This window comes from Methylobacterium sp. Leaf93 (assembly GCF_001422345.1).
GTDB lineage: Bacteria > Pseudomonadota > Alphaproteobacteria > Rhizobiales > Beijerinckiaceae > Methylobacterium > Methylobacterium bullatum.
Window position 1 is genome coordinate 261,495 of sequence record NZ_LMMS01000026.1, and the last position, 16,963, is coordinate 278,457.

Genomic DNA, 16,963 nt, shown 5'->3' on the forward strand with positions numbered 1-16,963 from the left:
GCGCCGGCCCTGACGGCCGCAGGGCCCACCTTGCTTTCCGGGTCGCGGTGCGCTGCGGCACGCGGCAGGGCTCCGCGAGGTCATGGCAGCCGCGCTCGAAATCCCATGGCCGGCGTGGATGGCCATCGCCATGTTGGGAGGAGCCAAGTCGCACCCCCATTCAGGACCATTCGTCGTGGACGTCTTCACCGCCAAGCTGCTGGTTTCCGCAGCCATCGTCACGGCCGTCGCCGGTTTCTCCCTGCTGACCGCCGGCTGGGCCCTCCTAGACGTCTACAACGACTTTCGTCGCGGAGCCGACGAGCGCGCCTCTTCCCGAACCCAACCCTGAGCGCCCGCGCCCTTCGGTCAGAACAGCGTCCCTTGAGCGTCCTCGTCGCTGGATAACGGGCGCTCCTCCGGCGGAATGTCCGAGACCGTCTCCGGTCTGGCCCGGCCGACCGGGACAACGAGGTCCGCGCCTTCATTGCGCGCATCGTTAACCCGCGCGCTCACCACGTCCAGGGTCAGCCATTCGTCGGGGCACGGCCGGCACAATGAGACCGCATCGCGCGGCTCCGTGCCGAGATGGTCGAGCCAGGGCGCGATGGCCTCGGGCGGGAGGATGGCCGGCATCCGGTCGTGGATCGCCGCCATGGTGCCGTTGGCGCCCGTGGTGACGATGGCGGCGGTGTCGATCTCGGACCCGTCGGCCCCGAGCCAGTTCTCCCACACACCCGCGAGAGCCATGGGCGCACCGTCCGCCCGACGGATCATGTAGGGCGTGCGTGTCATGGCCTTGCCGGTTCCCTCCCGGCGCCATTCGTAGAACCCGTCGGCGAGGAAGACACAGCGGCGGTGGCGGATGGCCCCCCGGAACGTCGCCTTCTCCTGTACCGTCTCGACGCGTGCGTTGATGATGAGCGGAAAGCCCTTCGGATCCTTCAGCCAGCCCGGCAGGAAGCCCCAGCGCATGAGCCGGAAATGCCGCTCCCCGCGCTCCGTCAGCACGATCGGTACCGGCTGCGTCGGCGCCACGTTGTAGCGCGCCGGGAAATTCGGCTGCTCGGGATAACCGTAGAACGACCGGAAGACGTTCGGATCCTGCTGGATGAGAAAACGGCCGCACATGTCATTACTTTCGCCGGCGGCCCATTGCAGGACGAGCCCGATGAGCGGTGCCGAGGGGCCGGGGGCGCGCGAGGTCCATCCTAGCCTACAACCATTTCTTCCAACGGAAGAAAACGTAAGGCAGTACGGCGGCCACCACCATCATCACCACGGCCATGGGATAGCCGAAGTTCCAGTCGAGCTCGGGCATCGCCTTGAAGTTCATGCCGTAGATCGAAGCGATGAGGGTCGGCGGCATGAACACCACCGCCATCACCGAAAACAGCTTGATGATGTTGTTCTGCTCGAGGTTGACGAGGCCCAGCGTCGCGTCGAGGAGGAACTGGATTTTTGAGGATAGGAAGGTCGCGTGCTCTTCCAGCGACTGCAGATCGCGCAGGGTCGAGCGCACGTCCTCGCGCAGTTCCCGCGGCGCCTTGGTGGTGCGGTAGGTCGCCGAGAGCGAGAGCAGGATGCGCTCCATGGAGACCAGGCTCTCGCGCTGCTTCGAGATCAGGTCGCCCAGGCGTCCGAGCGCCCGCAGCGTGTCCTGCAGGGCGGTGTTGCGGGCCGAGGGGTCCGCCTTCTCCTCGAAGATCTTGCCCGAGAGCCGGTCGATCCGCTCTCCCTGGAGCTGGAGCACGTCCGCCGCCCGGTCGATCACGGTCTCGATCAGCCCGGCGAGGATCGTTTCCCCCGAGGGCGCGGCCGATGGGCCGTTGCCGGTCGAGCGTCCGGCCCGCTGGGTATACATGCGGAAGGCCTGGGGCTCTTCGTAACGCACCGTCACGAGGCGGTTGCCGCGCAGGATGAAGGTGATGCCCGCCAGCCCCGGCTCATCAGCGTCGCTGACCTTGCTCAGCACCCGGCCGGTCATGTAGCGCGCCCCGTCCTCCACGTAGAGGAGTTCGGAGGGCTCGATGTCCTTCATCTCCTCGCGGGTCGGCACCGAGATGCCCATGAAGGCCTCGACCTTGAGGTCTTCCTCCCGCGTCGGGCGGATCATGTCGAGCCATACGGTCTCGTCGGGAATGGGGTCCTGAAGTTCGAGGGGACGGCGGTCGAGCAGGATGTGCCCGGGGCCGGCGATCGGCTGATGGATGAAAATCACGCTTTACGTCTCAGGCGAGTGCCCCGGAAGGCGGTGTGTTCGCATCCGGCACGAAGAAGTCCGGCGCAAGGGGTACGCCGGGTGTGACGCGGTATTGTGTGAAGTCCGTGACACCTTGCTCGGCGAGGAAGCTGTCGTCGATGAGAAATCGGCCGGTGACGTCGCGGGACGGTTGCAGGAAAAGGGCATGGGCCGCATCGGCGACGATCTCCGGCGTCCGGCTCGCCTGGATCAGCGCCTCGCCGCCGAGGAGGTTCCTGACCGCCGCCGTGGCGATGGTGGTGCGCGGCCACAGGGCGTTCACGGCGATGCCCTGGCGACGCAATTCGCCGGCGAGGCCGAGGACGCAGAGGGACATGCCGAACTTGGCCATGGTGTAGGCGAGATGTGGCGCGAACCACTTCTCCGCCATGTCGAGGGGCGGCGACAGCATCAGGATATGCGGGTTCTGCGCCTTCTCCAGATAGGGGATCGCGTATTTCGAGACCATGTAGGTTCCGCGCGTATTGATCTGGTGCATCAGGTCGAAGCGCTTCATCTCCGTCTGCGGCGTGCGGGTGAGCGAGATCGCGCTCGCGTTGTTCACCACGATGTCGATGCCGCCGAAAGTCTCCGCCGTCCGCGCGATGGCCGAGGCGACGCCGTCCTCGTCGCGCACGTCGACGAGAAGCGGCAGGGCACGCCCGCCCGCCGCCTCGATGGCCGCCGCCGCCGTGTGGACCGTGCCGTCGAGCTTCGGGTGCGGCGTGTCGGTCTTGGCGGCGATGGCGACGTTGGCACCGTCGCGGGCGGCGCGGAGACCAATGGCGAGGCCGATGCCGCGCGAGGCGCCGGTGATGAAGAGGGTCTTGCCCTTCAGGGACTTCGAATCCGTCATGGCCGTCTTCTCACGATCCGAGTTCAAAACGCGGCGGCGTCGTGCCGTCGGCATCCGTGAAGCCGTATTCGGCGGCCAGATCGCCCGCGTGCAGGATGCGCCCGGCGCGGGCCTGGACATCGGGATCGGCGGCGAGAGCCGCCAGCGCCCGGCCCGCATAGAGCGGGCTCTCCGTCGCCCGGTCGGCATGGCCGTTGTCCCGCGCGCGCTCCGTGAGGACGAAGCCGGGCGAAAGGCCGAGCGCGGTGACCCCATGGGGGGCGAGTTCCCGGGCGCAGGCGAAGGCGAGCCGGTTGGTGCTGGCCTTGGCGAGATCGTAGAACACGTCGCCGAGGTAGCCGGTCTCGGTGTCAAATGAGACGAAGGCGATGAGGCCGCGTTTCGCCGAGACCATCGCCGGCGCCACGGCTCTGGCGAGGAGCAGCGCCGGATAGGGGCCGGTCTCGAAGACCTGCGAGAACGACTCGGCAGAGCGGCGCCAGAACGGCGTGCCCCATTCGATCCCGTCGGCGTAGCTCTCCCCGTCGAAGCCTTCGTTGCCGCCCCAGACGCTCGAGACCGCTACGTCGATCCGGCCGAAGCGACGCAGTATCCAGTGGACGAGGCCGTCCACCGCCCGTTCGCTGGTGTGGTCGCAGAGGTAGTGGTGGCCCTCGCCCCCGGCGGCATCGACCTCGCGCGCCGTATCCTCGATGGTCTCTGGCCTGCCCTCGGTGCGCGGCCCCGTCTCGCTCGACCGGGCCGTGACGATCACCGTGGCCCCGGCCTCCCCCAGCCCACGGGCGATGCCTCGGCCGACTCCCCGTGATGCGCCCGCGACGAGGCAGATCGTCCGGCTCAGATCCGGGACGGAGGCGCGCCCGCTCATGAGGCTTTCGACTTGCCGAGGAAGCGCGCGAACGCCTCCTGCGCTTCGGGCGCCCGCAGCCGCGCCTCGAAGGCCACGGCCTCAGCTTCGAGGGCGGCCTCGACCTCGGCCTGGTTACCGCGGATGAGCCTGCGGGTCGCGGCGACCGCACCGGGCGGAAGGGCAGCGAGGCGCGCGGCCTGGGCCAGGGCGTGATCGAGGAGGAGGTCGCTCGGCGCGATGGCGTTGACGAGGCCGAGGCGCAGGGCTTCCTCCGCATCGAACGGTTGCGACAGAAGGAGGAGTTCGGTGGCCTTCAGGATCCCGACCCGGCGCGGCAGCAGGTAGGACGAGGCCGCTTCCGGCACGAGTCCGAGTTCCACAAACGGCATCCGGAACCGCGCCGCCGGACTCGCATAGACGAGGTCGCAATGCAGCGTCAGCGTCGTGCCGATTCCCACCGCGATCCCGTCCACCGCCGCCACCATCGGTGTCGTCGTCCGGGCGAGCTGGCGGATGAAGTGAAGGGCCGGCGCCTCGGTGAAGGGCTTTCGCGCGCCGGCGACGAAATCGGCGAGGTCGTTGCCGGCGCTGAACGCGCCCGGCGTCCCGGCGAAGACGATGGCGCCGATGCTCTCAGATGTATCCGCCTGCGCGAGCACGTCGCGCATGGCATCGTACATGGCGCCGGTGAGCGCGTTCTTCTTCTCCGGCCGGTCGAGACGGATGAGTCGCACGCCGTCCGGTGTGTCGTGGATCGCGATGTGTTCGGTCATGTGTGTCCTCGCTTTCCGGCGATCCCTCTCCCCTTTGCGGCAGAGCTATCGCATGCGTCCTATTCGTCGAACGGAGGAGAGAGCCGCCCTCTCCCCGCGCGCGGGGAGAGGATCGCGGGCACCTTGTCGTGTCCGCGATGAGCGAGAGGCGAAGCCGAAGCGAGGGTGAGGGGGCGAGTCCGGATGAGACTCCTTCGGGTCCGCCCCCTCACCGTCGGCTGCCGCCTCGCCGCGTCGACGACAAGGTCGTCGCGGCCCTCTCCCCGCAAGCGGGGCGAGGGGATGCGCACCCGCCGCTCCGCTTGAAGCATCCTCCCCTTTCATCTCCAATTGCTCCCTCTAAAACCCAAGTCGGATCTTCCCGAGTTGGGCACCTGGGATGGGAACCACGGGCAAGCCCTAGGTCCGTGGGGGAGGGTCTTCGTACTCACCCGGCCAAAGCCAGTATACCGTCCTGCGTGAACCCGCCGCCGTCGACGACGCTCTGTTCAAGCCCGCCCGCCGCCGTGAGGAGGTTCTCGGCGAAGAACCGCGCCAGCGCGATGCGGGCGGCGTGGGCGGGATCGGTTTCGCCGGTCTTGAGGGCGGCATTCGAGGCCAAGGCCGCAAGGGCGAGACAGGTCGCGCCCTGCGCGAGGCCGAACAGGCGCAGATACGGCGTCGCGCCGGCTTGGGCCTCCTCCGGCCGGTTGGAGGCCAGCGCCTTGAGGAGGTAGCTCGTCGCCCGGTCGAGGCTTTCGATGCCGGCGCGGAGGCGCGGCCCGAGATGGCCGAAGGCCGGAGTCGCATCCTTCTGCACCGCCTCCGCCACGCGACGCATGGAGGCCAGCTGCGCCCGCACGGTGGCTCCGCCATTCAGCGGCAGCTTGCGCGCCACGAGATCGATGGCCTGGATGCCGTTGGTGCCCTCGTAGATGGCGAGGATGCGGGCGTCGCGCATGTGCTGGGCCGCGCCCGTCTCCTCTACGAAGCCCATGCCGCCATGGACCTGAACGCCCAGCGACGTCACCTCGTTGGCGATGTCGGTGGAGAAGGCCTTGGCCACTGGGGTCAGCAGCGACGCCCGGTCGAGCCCGGCCTTGCCCTCGGCCCCGCGCGCCGCGTCGAGGGCTTGCGCCGTGAGGTAGCAGATGCCCCGCGCGGCCGCCGTATAGGCCTTCATCGTCAGCAGCATGCGCTGCACGTCGGCATGGTCGACGATGGGGCTCACGGGATCGGACGAGCCCGCCGCCTTGCCCTGGCGCCGGTCGCGGGCATAGGCCAGGGCCTGCTGGTAAGACCGTTCGGCGACGCCCACCCCCTGCAGCCCGACATTGAGGCGGGCCGAGTTCATCATCGTGAACATGCAGGCGAGGCCCCGGTTCTCCTCGCCGATCAGCCAGCCCGTGGCGCCGCCGTTGTCGCCGAAGGTCATGGAGCAGGTGGGAGAGCCGTGGATGCCGAGCTTATGCTCCAGGCCGGAACACCGCAGGTCGTTGCGGCTGCCGTCGGGAAGGATCTTGGGCACGAGAAACAGGGAGATGCCACGCGTTCCGGCCGGTGCGTCCTTCAGCCGGGCGAGGACGAGGTGGACGATGTTGTCGGTCAGGTCGTGCTCGCCATAGGTGATGTAGATCTTCGAGCCGACGATCCGGTAGGTCCCGTCGCCGGCGGGCTCCGCCCGGCTGCGCAGCAGCGACAGATCCGACCCCGCCTGGGGCTCGGTGAGGTTCATCGTGGCGGTCCACTCGCCGGAGACGAGTTTTTCGAGATAGCGCTCCTTGAGATCGTCGGAACCGTGCTTGGCCAAGGCCTCGATCCCGCCGGCGGTGAGCAGAGGACACAGGGCGAAGCTGATGCTGCCGGCATTCCACATCTCGCTGCAGGCCGCATTCAGCAGGAGGGGCAGGCCCTGGCCGCCGTGATCGGCCTCGGCGCTGAGCCCGTTCCAGCCGCCCTCGATCCAGGTGCGATAGGCCTCGCGCCACCCCGGCGACGTGGTTACGGCGCCGTCGGCGAGACGGGCGCCCTGGCGGTCCCCCACCGGGTTGAGCGGCGCGATAACCGCATCCGCCACCCGGCCCGCCTCCTGAAGGATCGCGTCCGCGTCCTCCATCGTCAGGTCGCCATGGGCTCCCGAGGCGATGGCGGCATCGAGCCCGGCCACGTGGCGCAGGGCGAAGCGGATTTCGGCGACTGGCGTGCGATAGGTCATGGACGTTCCTCCCGCGTCGTCTTGAGCGACGCTTCACCTGAGTTTGACGCGCGAGCCGACCCGGCGATACGGCCCCTCGCGCCATGTGCTCCCAGGCATAGGCAAGACGGGTTCACGGGGATAGGCAGTGCCCGTCGATGATGCGGCACCGAGCCCGACGCCCTTCAGGCAGGGAATAGTTTAGATATGAACGATCTCGGGTCAATCCCCGGCGAAACGCTGAGGCTGGACATCGGCGAGACCGGGATCGAGCGCTCCGCGCAACTGCTGCGGAATGGCGGGCTCGTCGCGTTTCCCACGGAGACGGTCTACGGCCTCGGCGCCGATGCCTCCGATGCCCAGGCCGTCGCGCGGATCTATGCGGCCAAGGAGCGGCCGAGCTTCAACCCGTTGATCGCCCATGTGCCCGGTCTCGATGCCGCCCGGCGCGAGGGCGTGTTCGACGGTACCGCCCTGCGCCTCGCAGAGGCGTTCTGGCCCGGTCCGCTTACGCTCGTCGTCCCGGTTGCACCCGGCGGAACCGTGAGCGACCTGGCCCGCGCCGGTCTCCCCAGCGTGGCCCTGCGCGTCCCGGCCAATCCCGTCGCCCTGTCCCTGCTCGAAAAAGTCGGGCGGCCGGTGGCGGCGCCCTCCGCCAATCGCTCGGGCCGTGTGAGCCCGACCCGTGCCGAGCACGTCCTCGCCGATCTCGACGGCCGCATCGCCGCCATTCTCGATGGCGGCAGCACCCCGGTCGGCTTGGAATCCACGGTCGTCGCCTGTCTCGACGGTCGCGCTCGCTTGTTGCGTCCCGGCGGCGCGACGCGCGAGGCGATCGAGGCGATCCTGGGATTTGCCCTCGATGCCGGTCACGAATCCAGTAAGGCGCCGATCGGTCCCGGCCTCCTCGCCTCCCATTACGCGCCGAGGGCCGCCGTGCGGCTGGACGCATCGCGGGTCGAACCGCACGAGGCGGTCCTGCTCTTCGGCCCCGCGGACCCCCCTGGAACGGAGGCGGCGACAGCGCGCCTGAACCTGAGCGTGGCAGGAGACCTGAGGGAGGCTGCCGCCACCCTGTTCTCGGCGTTGCGTCGTCTCGACGAGGCTGGAACCGGGATTATCGCCGTCGCGCCGATCCCTCGGACGGGGCTCGGAGAAGCGATCAACGATAGGCTGAGCCGAGCTGCGGCACCCCGATGAAATTTTTTCTACAAACCGTGGAACTCATCCACGACGAGGACGTTCCAGATTCACGAAGGTCGGTTCAGCCCCCAATGACCTTCTCTCCTTCAAGGCTCGGATTTATCCGAGCCTTTTTTCTTGGTCGCCGCTCCCACACGTCGAAAGCCCCGCGCGATGCGCGAGGCCTGCTATGGGCCGGGCCTAATTCAGCCGGCGAGCTTGGCGGCGATGCCGGCTACGTGCCTGCCCTGGTAGCGTGCGCCATCAAGTTCGATGCCGGCCGGCTGGCGGCTCCCGTCGCCATCGGCGATCGTGGATGCGCCATAGGGCGTGCCGCCCTTGACCTGCTCGACACCGTTCTGCCCGGCGAAGGAATAGGGCAACCCGACGACGACCATGCCGTGATGGAAGAGCACGGTGTGGAAACTTGTAAGGGTCGTCTCCTGACCGCCATGCTGGGAGGCGGTGGAGGTGAAGACCGAACCGACCTTGCCGATCAGCTTGCCCTGCGCCCAGAGGCCGCCGGTCTGGTCGATGAACTGCTTCATCTGGGCGGCCATGTTGCCGTAGCGTGTGGGCGTACCGAAGATGATCGCGTCGTAATCGGCCAGCTCGTCCACGGTGGCGATGGGCGCCTGCTGGTCTAGCTTGTAGTGAAACTGTTTGGCGACGTCGTCGGGGACGAGTTCCGGCACGCGCTTGACGCTGACCTCGGCCCCGGCCTCTCGGGCACCTTCCGCGACGGCGTTCGCCATCTGCTCAACATGTCCCCAGGACGAGTAGTAGAGAACCAGAACCTTCGCCATCGTGCTCGCTCCATCATGAATGCCGCAAAACAGTCTTATGCGGGGGCATATATCGGTCCGCGAAGCGCGACTGGGGGTGCCTATTCTCGGATGGCAGCCGTACGCTTCTTACGGTGCGGTGCGGCGCTTTTGGAGAGTAGGACCGTGTGGGGATAAGGCCGCACGGAAGTCGGCTGGCAGCGCGCTCTGCCTTTATGGACCGGGCGGCCAGGATAGAGCCGGCCGCGCGTCGATCAGGCAATCGCCTCGATCTCGACCTCGTGCCCGTTCACTTCGACGCTGTCGCCCACGCTCTTGCCGGTGAGCGCCTTCGCCATGGGCGAGACGTAGGAGATCGACCCCTTCGTAGGATCGGCCTCGTCCTCGCCGACGATGCGGAACGTCTGCTTGGTGTCGTCCTCTTTGACGATGGTGACGGTGGAGCCGAAATGCACGGTGTCGCCGCTCAAGGGCTCAACCAGTTCGGCCGAACCGAGCCGGGCCGTCCAGTAGGCGAGGTCGCGGGTGACGCGGGCCTCGTCGGCCTTGGCCCCAGGCGTCAGCGCGGAAAACTCCGCCTGCAGCCGCGCCACCTCTGACTCCATCTGAGCGAGCCCCTGGGGGGTGACGAAGTTGGAGTGGGGCGAGATCGGACGATCGGGAAGATCCTCGAAGGCTTCGCCGCCCTCACGCTCTTTGACGAATGCACTGCTCATGGAAACGGCAATGCTCCGGGATCGAAACGGTTCCGCTTGCCCTCAGCCGATGGTGACGACGGTGCGGCCACGAATCCGTCCCGCGAGGATGTCTTCGGCGAGCGAACCGACTTGCGCGAGTGGCACGGTGCTCGTCATCCTGGCGAGGAGGTCCCGGTCGAGATCCCTCGCGATCCTCGCCCAGGCGTCCCGGCGCTTGGGCAGGGGCGTGGTGACGCTGTTGATGCCGAACAGGCTGACGCCGCGCAGGATGAAGGGTGCCACCGATGTCGGCAAGTCCATGCCGCCGGCGAGGCCGCAGGCCGCGATGGCCCCGTCGGCCTTCGTGGCGGCGAGGAGATTGGCGAGGGTCGTCGAACCCACCGCGTCGATCCCGGCCGCCCACCGCTCCTTCGCCAGGGGCTTGCCGGGATTGGAGAGTTCGGCCCGGTCCAGGATCTCGGAGGCGCCGAGGGATGTGAGGTAATCCGCTTCGCCGGCGCGGCCGGTGACGGCGATGACGTGCCACCCGGCGCTTGCCAGAAGCGCCACCGCCACCGATCCGACACCGCCGGAGGCGCCCGTGACGATGGCGGGCCCGTCGGAGGGTTTGAGTCCATGGGCATCGAGCGCCATGACGCAGAGCATGGCGGTGTAGCCGGCGGTGCCGACCGCCATCGCCTCTTCGGGTTTCAAACCGTCCGGAAGCGGAACGAGCCAATCGCCCTTCACTCGCGCGCGCTCGGCATAGGCGCCGAGATGGCTCTCACCCACGCCCCAGCCCGTGAGCACCACCGAATCGCCGGGCTCGTAGTCCGGATGCTCGGAGCTTTCGACCACGCCGGAGAAGTCGATTCCGGGGATCATGGGGAAGCGGCGAACCACGGGCGAGCGCCCGGTCATCGCCAGTCCGTCCTTGTAATTGAGGGTCGAGTGCGTGACCCGGACGGTGACGTCGCCGTCCATCAGGTTCGCTTCGTCGAAATCGGTGAAGCGAAGGCTCTGTCCCGCCTCGCCCTTCTCGACCACCCATGCCTTGAACGTCGCCATGTCCGTCGGTCTCCTCACGCCTCGGTCATGACCTGTGGCGGGGCGGGCGTGAATCAAGCCGGCCCCGAGCGCGGATGCGCCCGAGGCCGTGGAGGCCTCGCCTCGTGGCCGATCAGTAGCCGTCGTAGATGCTGCCGGTGGAGAAGCCGAGGCCGACCCCGATATCGGCCGAACTGGCGCCGGTGATGCCGAAGGCGTCGGGGATCGAGCCGATGAGCGGAGCGCGGTGGGAGCCGGCATAACCGGGGCCTGCAAAACCGGGGCCTGCATGGGTCGGCACCCAGCCGGACCGGCCGCGCGAGACCAGGACGGAGCGCTGGACGCTGGCGTATTCGGCGGGAATCGTCTCCGGGATGGTCTGACCGGGCTGGGCCAGGATCCGGCGGTGGCGGACGGCGAAGCGCGGCGGAATCTCGACCCAGCAGCCGATCGTCTCGCCATAGGCATCACGCCGCGTCTGCCAGACGCGGCCGCCGGGCGAGACCTCAACCTGTTCGGAGACGGTCTCGTAGACCGGAGGAATCGAGCGATAGACGGTGCGGGCGGGGCGGACGAGAACCCGCTCGGACACGGTGTCGTAGACGGGAGGGGTCGTGACATGCCGGTAGCATTCGGCACCGCCGCAGCCCCCGGCCTGAGCCGGTGTCGCAAGGATCGATGCACCGAGCAGGGCGCCGGCAAGGGCGGAGACGGATAACGTGAAATGGGTGACCGGCGCGGTCATGCTCGAATCCTCGACACTGAAATGCGGTGTGATCGGCGCGCACCCAGCGTTGGTACGCAGCCTTCGACGCATTAGAAGCGGTCAAGTTGCCTTCGGAGCAAGCTCTATCGCAGATCAGGGTAAAATTAACCCTGGCTTAACACTACGCAATCTTCACGCTGCTTAAGTAAAGCCCTTCCGTTCGATTCACGGCTCGTTAAACCGGTCTCAGGTCTGGCCGCGCTTCAGCTGGTAGAAGATGTGACGTCCGATCACGTCCATCTTCTTCAGGCGCCTCGACCAGCCCGGCTTCACGTAATCGGCGTGGTAATGCGTGGCGCCTCCGACCTCGCTGAGATAGGTGCGGCCTTCGATCACCGCGCTGGCGATGCGGGTGGCGCTCTGCCAGGAGGGGCCGTCGGTGATGCGTAGGGACTTGCCCTCGCAGGCGAAGGAGAACTGGCAGCCCATGTAGCGGTGGCGGTTCTGGTAGACGACGCCGCAGACATTGGACGGGTAGAGCCCGCTTTTCACGCGGTTGAGCACGACTTGGGCGACGGCCGCCTGGCCGTCTTCGGGCTCGCTCCGGGCTTCGAAATAGACTGCTTCGGCGAGGCAGCGTTGCTCGCGGTCGATGGAATCGGGGACGATCAGGTCGGCATAGCGGTGCCGGGCGTCCTCGGGGGCGGCCTCGGTGATGCCGGCACCGAGATCCTTTCGCGGCGAGAAGCCGGGAATCATCAGGCTGGCCGCCGCGACTTCGATCGGCGTGGCATCCGCCGGGGCCGGTGTCGTGGACGACAAGGCGACGGCGCGCGGAATGGCCGGTGTGGCGCCGTCCGACGGTTCATCGGTCTCCTCCTCGCCGACCGTCTCGTGCGGGGGCGTGAAACCCGAAGCCGGTTCGAGGTCGGGCGACCAGATCGCGGAGCCGGGAACGAGAAGGCCGGTATCGGCGCTCGACAGGCCGACCCTGACGACGGGCGCTTTCATGTCCTGGCCGGCACCGGCTTCATGGTTCGGATAGAGCCGTTCCGTCGCCTTCGCATCGACGCGGCGACGAACCCCCGGCGTATCGTGCGGGAGGCGCAAGGCGATCCTCGCCCCGCCCTGTTCCGTGAGGCCGGATGCGGAAGGGTCGGTTCCGGCGCTTGCCGTGAAGGAGACGACGAAGCCGAGGGCGAGGGTCCACGGCACCATGGAGGCGCGAAACCAGGGCCGTTGGCAGGGGCGGCGAACGCGTTTCGTACTCACGACCAAACAACCCGGTTAGGGACCTGGCCTCACTGGTCACGCGCATGGGCGACCAGAAGGGACGATCCAAACTATCGGGCGTTATGGTTGCGAGTGTCTTAAGACGATGCACGAGATCGCGTCTCGCGAAGACCTCGATCGGTCCTCGCGAAGTCGTCCTGACGTATTAGAGAGTGATCAGAGGTTTCCGGGGCGACCGTGTGTCACCGCGAGGGCGCCCACGAGAGCATTGACGCTGGAGCGTCCCTTGCTCTCGGTAATGCGCTCGGCATCGGCACTGCTCTGCGTCGCGACCGCGAAGACGAGAAGAGCGATGGTCGCGACACCGCCGAGCGCCGAGACGACCCAGATATAGGCCTGCTGGACCACCCGTGGCACGGGCACGGCATGCGAGGATTCGGAGAGGAAGACAGGGGGTTGGCTCGAGTCGCTCATGGTAGGCGTTCCCGCGCGTTGAATGCCGTCCCACCCAGCCGGGAGCGTCGTCGCGCTTTGGTCTGGCACTAGCACTCAACGTGCCGAAGCGACATCGGTTCAAGGGGTATTCGGAGATTTATTCAACGACATTTCCAATGGCACTGCGCCACGAAAAAGGGCGGCCATCGGCCGCCCTTTCGGGTCTTCTGAAATCTCAAGGACCGGCGCTCAGCCGCGGGTCTTGTCCCGCGTCGCGAGGGCTGCCTGAGCGGCGGCGAGACGCGCGATCGGCACGCGATAGGGCGAGCACGACACGTAATCGAGGCCGACCTCCTGGCAGAAATGGATCGAGGCCGGATCGCCGCCATGCTCGCCGCAGATGCCAAGCTTGATGTCGGGGCGGACCGCCCTGCCCCGCTCGACGCCGATGCGAACGAGTTCACCCACGCCTTCCTGATCGATCGAGATGAATGGATCGGCGGACAGGATGCCCTTCTGGGTATAGGCCCCGAGGAACGTCGCGGCGTCGTCACGCGAGATGCCGAGCGCGGTCTGCGTCAGGTCGTTGGTGCCGAAGGAGAAGAACTCGGCGGTCTTGGCGATGTCCCCGGCGCGAAGGGCCGCGCGCGGCAACTCGATCATGGTGCCGACCTGGTAGGACAGCGCCGCGCCGGTCTCCTCGGTGACGGCCTTCGCCATGGCGTCGATGCGCGCCTTGACGATGTCGAACTCCATCTGGGTGAAGACCAGCGGAACCATGATCTCGGCGGTAACGGGGGCATCCGTCTCCTTGGCGGCCTGGACGGCGGCCTCGAAGATGGCGCGGGCCTGCATCTCCGCGATCTCCGGGAAAGCGATGGCGAGGCGGCAGCCACGGAAGCCGAGCATCGGGTTGAACTCGTGCAGCTCGGTCATCCGGCGGCGGAGCTTCTCCTCGGACACCCCGGTGCTCTTGGCCACATCCTGAACTTCCGCATCGGTATGCGGCAGGAACTCGTGCAGCGGCGGATCGAGCAGGCGGATCGTCACCGGCAGGCCGGACATGATCGTGAACAGCTCGACGAAGTCCTGGCGCTGATAGGGCAGGATCTTGGCCAAGGCCGAGCGGCGGCCCTCGACATCGTCGGCAAGGATCATCTCGCGGACGGCGACGATCCGGTCCCCTTCGAAGAACATGTGCTCGGTGCGGCAGAGGCCGATTCCTTCCGCGCCGAAATTGCGGGCGGCGCGGGCGTCGGTGGGCGTGTCGGCATTGGTTCGCACCTTCATGGTGCGAACCTTGTCGGCCCAGCCCATCAGGGTCGCGAATTCACCGGAGAGTGACGGCTCCAGCATCTTCACTTCGCCGAGGAGCACCTGGCCGGTGGAGCCGTCGATGGTGATCTTGTCGCCTGCCTTCAGCGTCGTGCCCGCCACCGTGAGGGTGCCGGCCTTGTAATCGACGCGGATCGTGCCGACGCCCGAGACGCAGGGCTTGCCCATGCCGCGGGCGACCACGGCGGCGTGGGAGGTCATGCCGCCGCGCGTGGTGAGGATGCCCTCGGAGGCGTGCATCCCGTGGATATCCTCGGGGCTGGTCTCGATCCGCACGAGGATACACTTGCGCTCGGCCTTGCGGGCGGCCTCGGCATCCTCGGAGTTGAACACGATCTCGCCGGTGGCCGCACCCGGGGATGCCGGCAGGCCGGAGGCGATGATCTTGCGCTCGGCTTTCGGGTCGATGGTGGGGTGGAGGAGCTGGTCGAGGGCGGCGGGCTCGACCCGGCCGATCGCCTCCTCCTCGGTGATCAGGCCTTCGGCGGCGAGATCCACGGCGATGCGCAGGGCCGCCTTGGCGGTGCGCTTGCCGTTGCGGGTCTGGAGCATCCAGAGCTTTCCGCTCTCGATGGTGAACTCCATGTCCTGCATGTCGCGGTAATGGGTCTCGAGCAGCCCATAGATCCGCACCAGCTCGGCATAGGATTCGGGCATCGCCCGCTCCATCGACGGCTTGTCGGACTTGGCCTCGATCCGCGCCTTCTCGGTGATGTCCTGCGGCGTGCGGATACCCGCCACCACGTCTTCGCCCTGGGCGTTGATGAGGAACTCGCCGTAGAGCGCGCGCTCACCGGTGGAGGGGTTGCGGGTGAAGGCGACGCCCGTGGCCGAGGTATCGCCCATATTGCCGAACACCATGGCCTGGACGTTGACCGCCGTGCCCCAGCTCTCGGGGATGCCGTTGAGCTCGCGGTACTTCTTGGCGCGCGGGATCATCCAGGAACTGAACACCGCGCCGATGGCGCCCCAGAGCTGGTCTTCCGCGTCCTGCGGGAAGTCCGACCCGTGCTCGTCGCGGACGATCTTCTTGTAGAGACCGATCATGTGCTTCCAGTCCTCGGCACCGAGTTCGGTGTCGAGGTTGAAGCCCTTGGTCTCCTTGTAATGCTCCAGCGCCTCCTCGAAGGCGTGGTGTTCCACGTCGAGCACCACGTTCGAATACATGGTGATGAAGCGGCGATAGGAATCGTAGGCGAAGCGCGGATCGCCTGCGCCCTCGGCCAGGGCCTCGACGGTGGTGTCGTTCAGGCCGAGATTCAGCACCGTGTCCATCATGCCCGGCATGGAGGCGCGGGCACCGGAACGGACGGAGACGAGGAGCGGGTTCTCGGGATCGCCGAAGCCGCGCCCGGTCAGCGCCCCCACCGCATCGAGGGCGGCCTGGACCTCGGCCTTCAGCTCGGCTGGGTATTGGCGGCCGTTGTCGTAGTACCAGGTGCAGACTTCGGTGGTGATGGTGAAGCCCGGAGGGACTGGGAGCCCGAGATTGGACATCTCGGCAAGGTTCGCGCCCTTACCTCCGAGGAGGTTGCGCATGGAGGATTGACCCTCCGCCTTGCCGTCGCCGAACGAGTAGACCCACTTCGCCATCGTCATTGATCCGCTTGCAACACTTCGGGATAGCATACCCCTAGATGCCGCGTTGGACCATTGCATGCTGCAACGCAAGATGAACGGCCGTTCGTGGCCCCTTGCGTGTAACGAGAGACGAGGTTTGTCATACGGCGACGTGACAAATATGCATCATGCAGAGTGTGCCACTCCGACGAGAGGGTACCCGGCGGTTCTGCCGGGTTGCGCGCGATCAGCGGTCCTGGCGAACCTCGCCCGAGGATCGAGGGCCAATGTCGGCGGTGCCGTCACTCACGGATGACGTTGTCTCGGCCCCGTGCCCGGACCCGATACGTCCTCAGACCAGATACGTCCTCAGACCCGATACTTGCCGTTGCGCCGCACCAGCACCCGCGTGCCGACGGGAACGCGCTCGAACAAGTCGACGATGTCTTCGTTCAGCATGCGCACGCAGCCGGACGACATCTGCTCGCCGATGCTCCACGGCTCGTTGGTGCCGTGGATGCGGAACAGGATGTCCCGGTTGTTCTGGTAGAGGTAGAGCGCGCGGGCGCCCAGCGGGTTGTCGACGCCGCCCTTGCGGGTCCGCGGCAGGTCGGGGTTGAGGGAGACCATCGTGGTGGTGGGGCTCCAATCCGGCCATACGCCCTTGCGGCCGACCTTCGCCTCGCCCTTCCAGGAGAAGCCGAGCTTGCCGACGCCGATTCCGTACTGACGGGCCGTGCCGTCCTCCTGCACCAGGGCGAGCTGGCGGTTGTCGATGTCGACGACGATGGTGCCCGGCTTCTCCGCGCCGGTGTAGCGCACGACCTGGCGGCGGTATTTCGGATCGAGCCGCGACGTGTCCACCAGCGGGACGTCGTAGGGCTTGTCCGGCATCGAACCCGTATACCAGGCGGCCTCGTCATCCTGCGCCACCGTCATCGGGCCACGGGAATTGCATGCGGCCAATGGAGCGATGACGAGCAGGCTGAGTAGGACGCGACTGATATGCATGGAGGGCTCCACGAAAGTGGTCGTCGGGCGGATCATTGCCCTCATGACTACCGTCCGGTGGCCTCTAATGTTGTGTCTTTCACGTCGCAGCCGGAGGGAACCTGCCCAACCTGCGCCCT

General features: G+C 67.3%; 16 protein-coding genes. 2 read left to right on the plus strand and 14 right to left on the minus strand.

The annotated features are described in order from the left end of the window. Positions 1–82: 82 nt before the first annotated feature. Positions 83–331 carry a hypothetical protein gene (locus ASF26_RS14965; RefSeq protein WP_156463001.1) on the plus strand — a complete coding sequence of 83 codons (249 nt, stop codon included), beginning with the start codon at positions 83–85 and terminating at the stop codon, positions 329–331. A 17-nt stretch (positions 332–348) separates the two neighbouring features. Here the strand turns inward: ASF26_RS14965 and ASF26_RS14970 are convergent, their stop codons facing one another. The 6 genes from ASF26_RS14970 to ASF26_RS14995 form a co-directional block, all read right to left on the minus strand. Next, positions 349–1,110 carry an SOS response-associated peptidase gene (locus ASF26_RS14970; protein ID WP_056255474.1) on the minus strand — a complete coding sequence of 254 codons (762 nt, stop codon included), beginning with the start codon at positions 1,108–1,110 and terminating at the stop codon, positions 349–351. Positions 1,111–1,195: 85 nt separating this feature from the next. Then, positions 1,196–2,200: a magnesium transporter CorA family protein gene (locus ASF26_RS14975; RefSeq protein WP_056255477.1), complete on the minus strand. Its 1,005-nt coding sequence runs from the start codon at positions 2,198–2,200 to the stop codon at positions 1,196–1,198. A gap of 10 nt (positions 2,201–2,210) precedes the next feature. Continuing rightward, positions 2,211–3,077, minus strand: coding sequence for an NAD(P)-dependent oxidoreductase (locus ASF26_RS14980; RefSeq protein WP_056255479.1), 867 nt, complete (start codon positions 3,075–3,077; stop codon positions 2,211–2,213). A gap of 10 nt (positions 3,078–3,087) precedes the next feature. Next, positions 3,088–3,945 carry an SDR family NAD(P)-dependent oxidoreductase gene (locus ASF26_RS14985; RefSeq protein WP_056255482.1) on the minus strand — a complete coding sequence of 286 codons (858 nt, stop codon included), beginning with the start codon at positions 3,943–3,945 and terminating at the stop codon, positions 3,088–3,090. Next, positions 3,942–4,700: an enoyl-CoA hydratase-related protein gene (locus tag ASF26_RS14990; RefSeq protein WP_056255485.1), complete on the minus strand. Its 759-nt coding sequence runs from the start codon at positions 4,698–4,700 to the stop codon at positions 3,942–3,944. Before ASF26_RS14990 ends, ASF26_RS14985 begins: the two co-directional genes overlap by 4 nt. 427 nt (positions 4,701–5,127) lie before the next feature. Beyond that, complete coding sequence (locus tag ASF26_RS14995) at positions 5,128–6,894, minus strand: acyl-CoA dehydrogenase (protein ID WP_056255487.1); 1,767 nt, start codon at positions 6,892–6,894, stop codon at positions 5,128–5,130. 186 nt (positions 6,895–7,080) lie between these two features. On the opposite strand from ASF26_RS14995, the gene ASF26_RS15000 reads away from it, so the two are divergent. After that, entirely contained in the window at positions 7,081–8,073 is a 993-nt protein-coding gene (locus ASF26_RS15000; RefSeq protein WP_056255490.1) for an L-threonylcarbamoyladenylate synthase, read from the plus strand. A gap of 188 nt (positions 8,074–8,261) precedes the next feature. Here ASF26_RS15000 and wrbA read toward each other — a convergent pair whose 3' ends face one another. The 8 genes from wrbA to ASF26_RS15040 form a co-directional block, all read right to left on the minus strand. Further along, on the minus strand, positions 8,262–8,861 hold the full coding sequence (gene wrbA / locus ASF26_RS15005; protein WP_018042435.1) for an NAD(P)H:quinone oxidoreductase: 600 nt from the start codon (positions 8,859–8,861) through the stop codon (positions 8,262–8,264). Positions 8,862–9,094: 233 nt separating this feature from the next. Next, on the minus strand, positions 9,095–9,556 hold the full coding sequence (greA, locus tag ASF26_RS15010) for a transcription elongation factor GreA (protein ID WP_056255492.1): 462 nt from the start codon (positions 9,554–9,556) through the stop codon (positions 9,095–9,097). A 42-nt stretch (positions 9,557–9,598) separates the two neighbouring features. Then, positions 9,599–10,585, minus strand: coding sequence for an MDR family oxidoreductase (locus ASF26_RS15015; RefSeq protein ID WP_056255494.1), 987 nt, complete (start codon positions 10,583–10,585; stop codon positions 9,599–9,601). Between the two features lie 112 nt (positions 10,586–10,697). Beyond that, on the minus strand, positions 10,698–11,309 hold the full coding sequence (locus ASF26_RS15020) for a hypothetical protein (protein WP_056255495.1): 612 nt from the start codon (positions 11,307–11,309) through the stop codon (positions 10,698–10,700). Between the two features lie 207 nt (positions 11,310–11,516). Beyond that, entirely contained in the window at positions 11,517–12,488 is a 972-nt protein-coding gene (locus ASF26_RS15025) for a cell wall hydrolase (protein ID WP_082477648.1), read from the minus strand. 231 nt (positions 12,489–12,719) lie between these two features. After that, the gene (locus tag ASF26_RS15030) at positions 12,720–12,977 is read right to left on the minus strand and encodes a hypothetical protein (protein WP_056255498.1); all 258 of its coding nucleotides are present in this window, start codon (positions 12,975–12,977) and stop codon (positions 12,720–12,722) included. Between the two features lie 210 nt (positions 12,978–13,187). After that, a complete protein-coding gene (ppdK, locus tag ASF26_RS15035; RefSeq protein WP_056255821.1) occupies positions 13,188–15,866 on the minus strand; it encodes a pyruvate, phosphate dikinase in 2,679 nt (892 codons plus the stop codon). A gap of 336 nt (positions 15,867–16,202) precedes the next feature. Further along, complete coding sequence (locus tag ASF26_RS15040; RefSeq protein WP_056255500.1) at positions 16,203–16,880, minus strand: L,D-transpeptidase; 678 nt, start codon at positions 16,878–16,880, stop codon at positions 16,203–16,205. Positions 16,881–16,963: the final 83 nt, after the last annotated feature.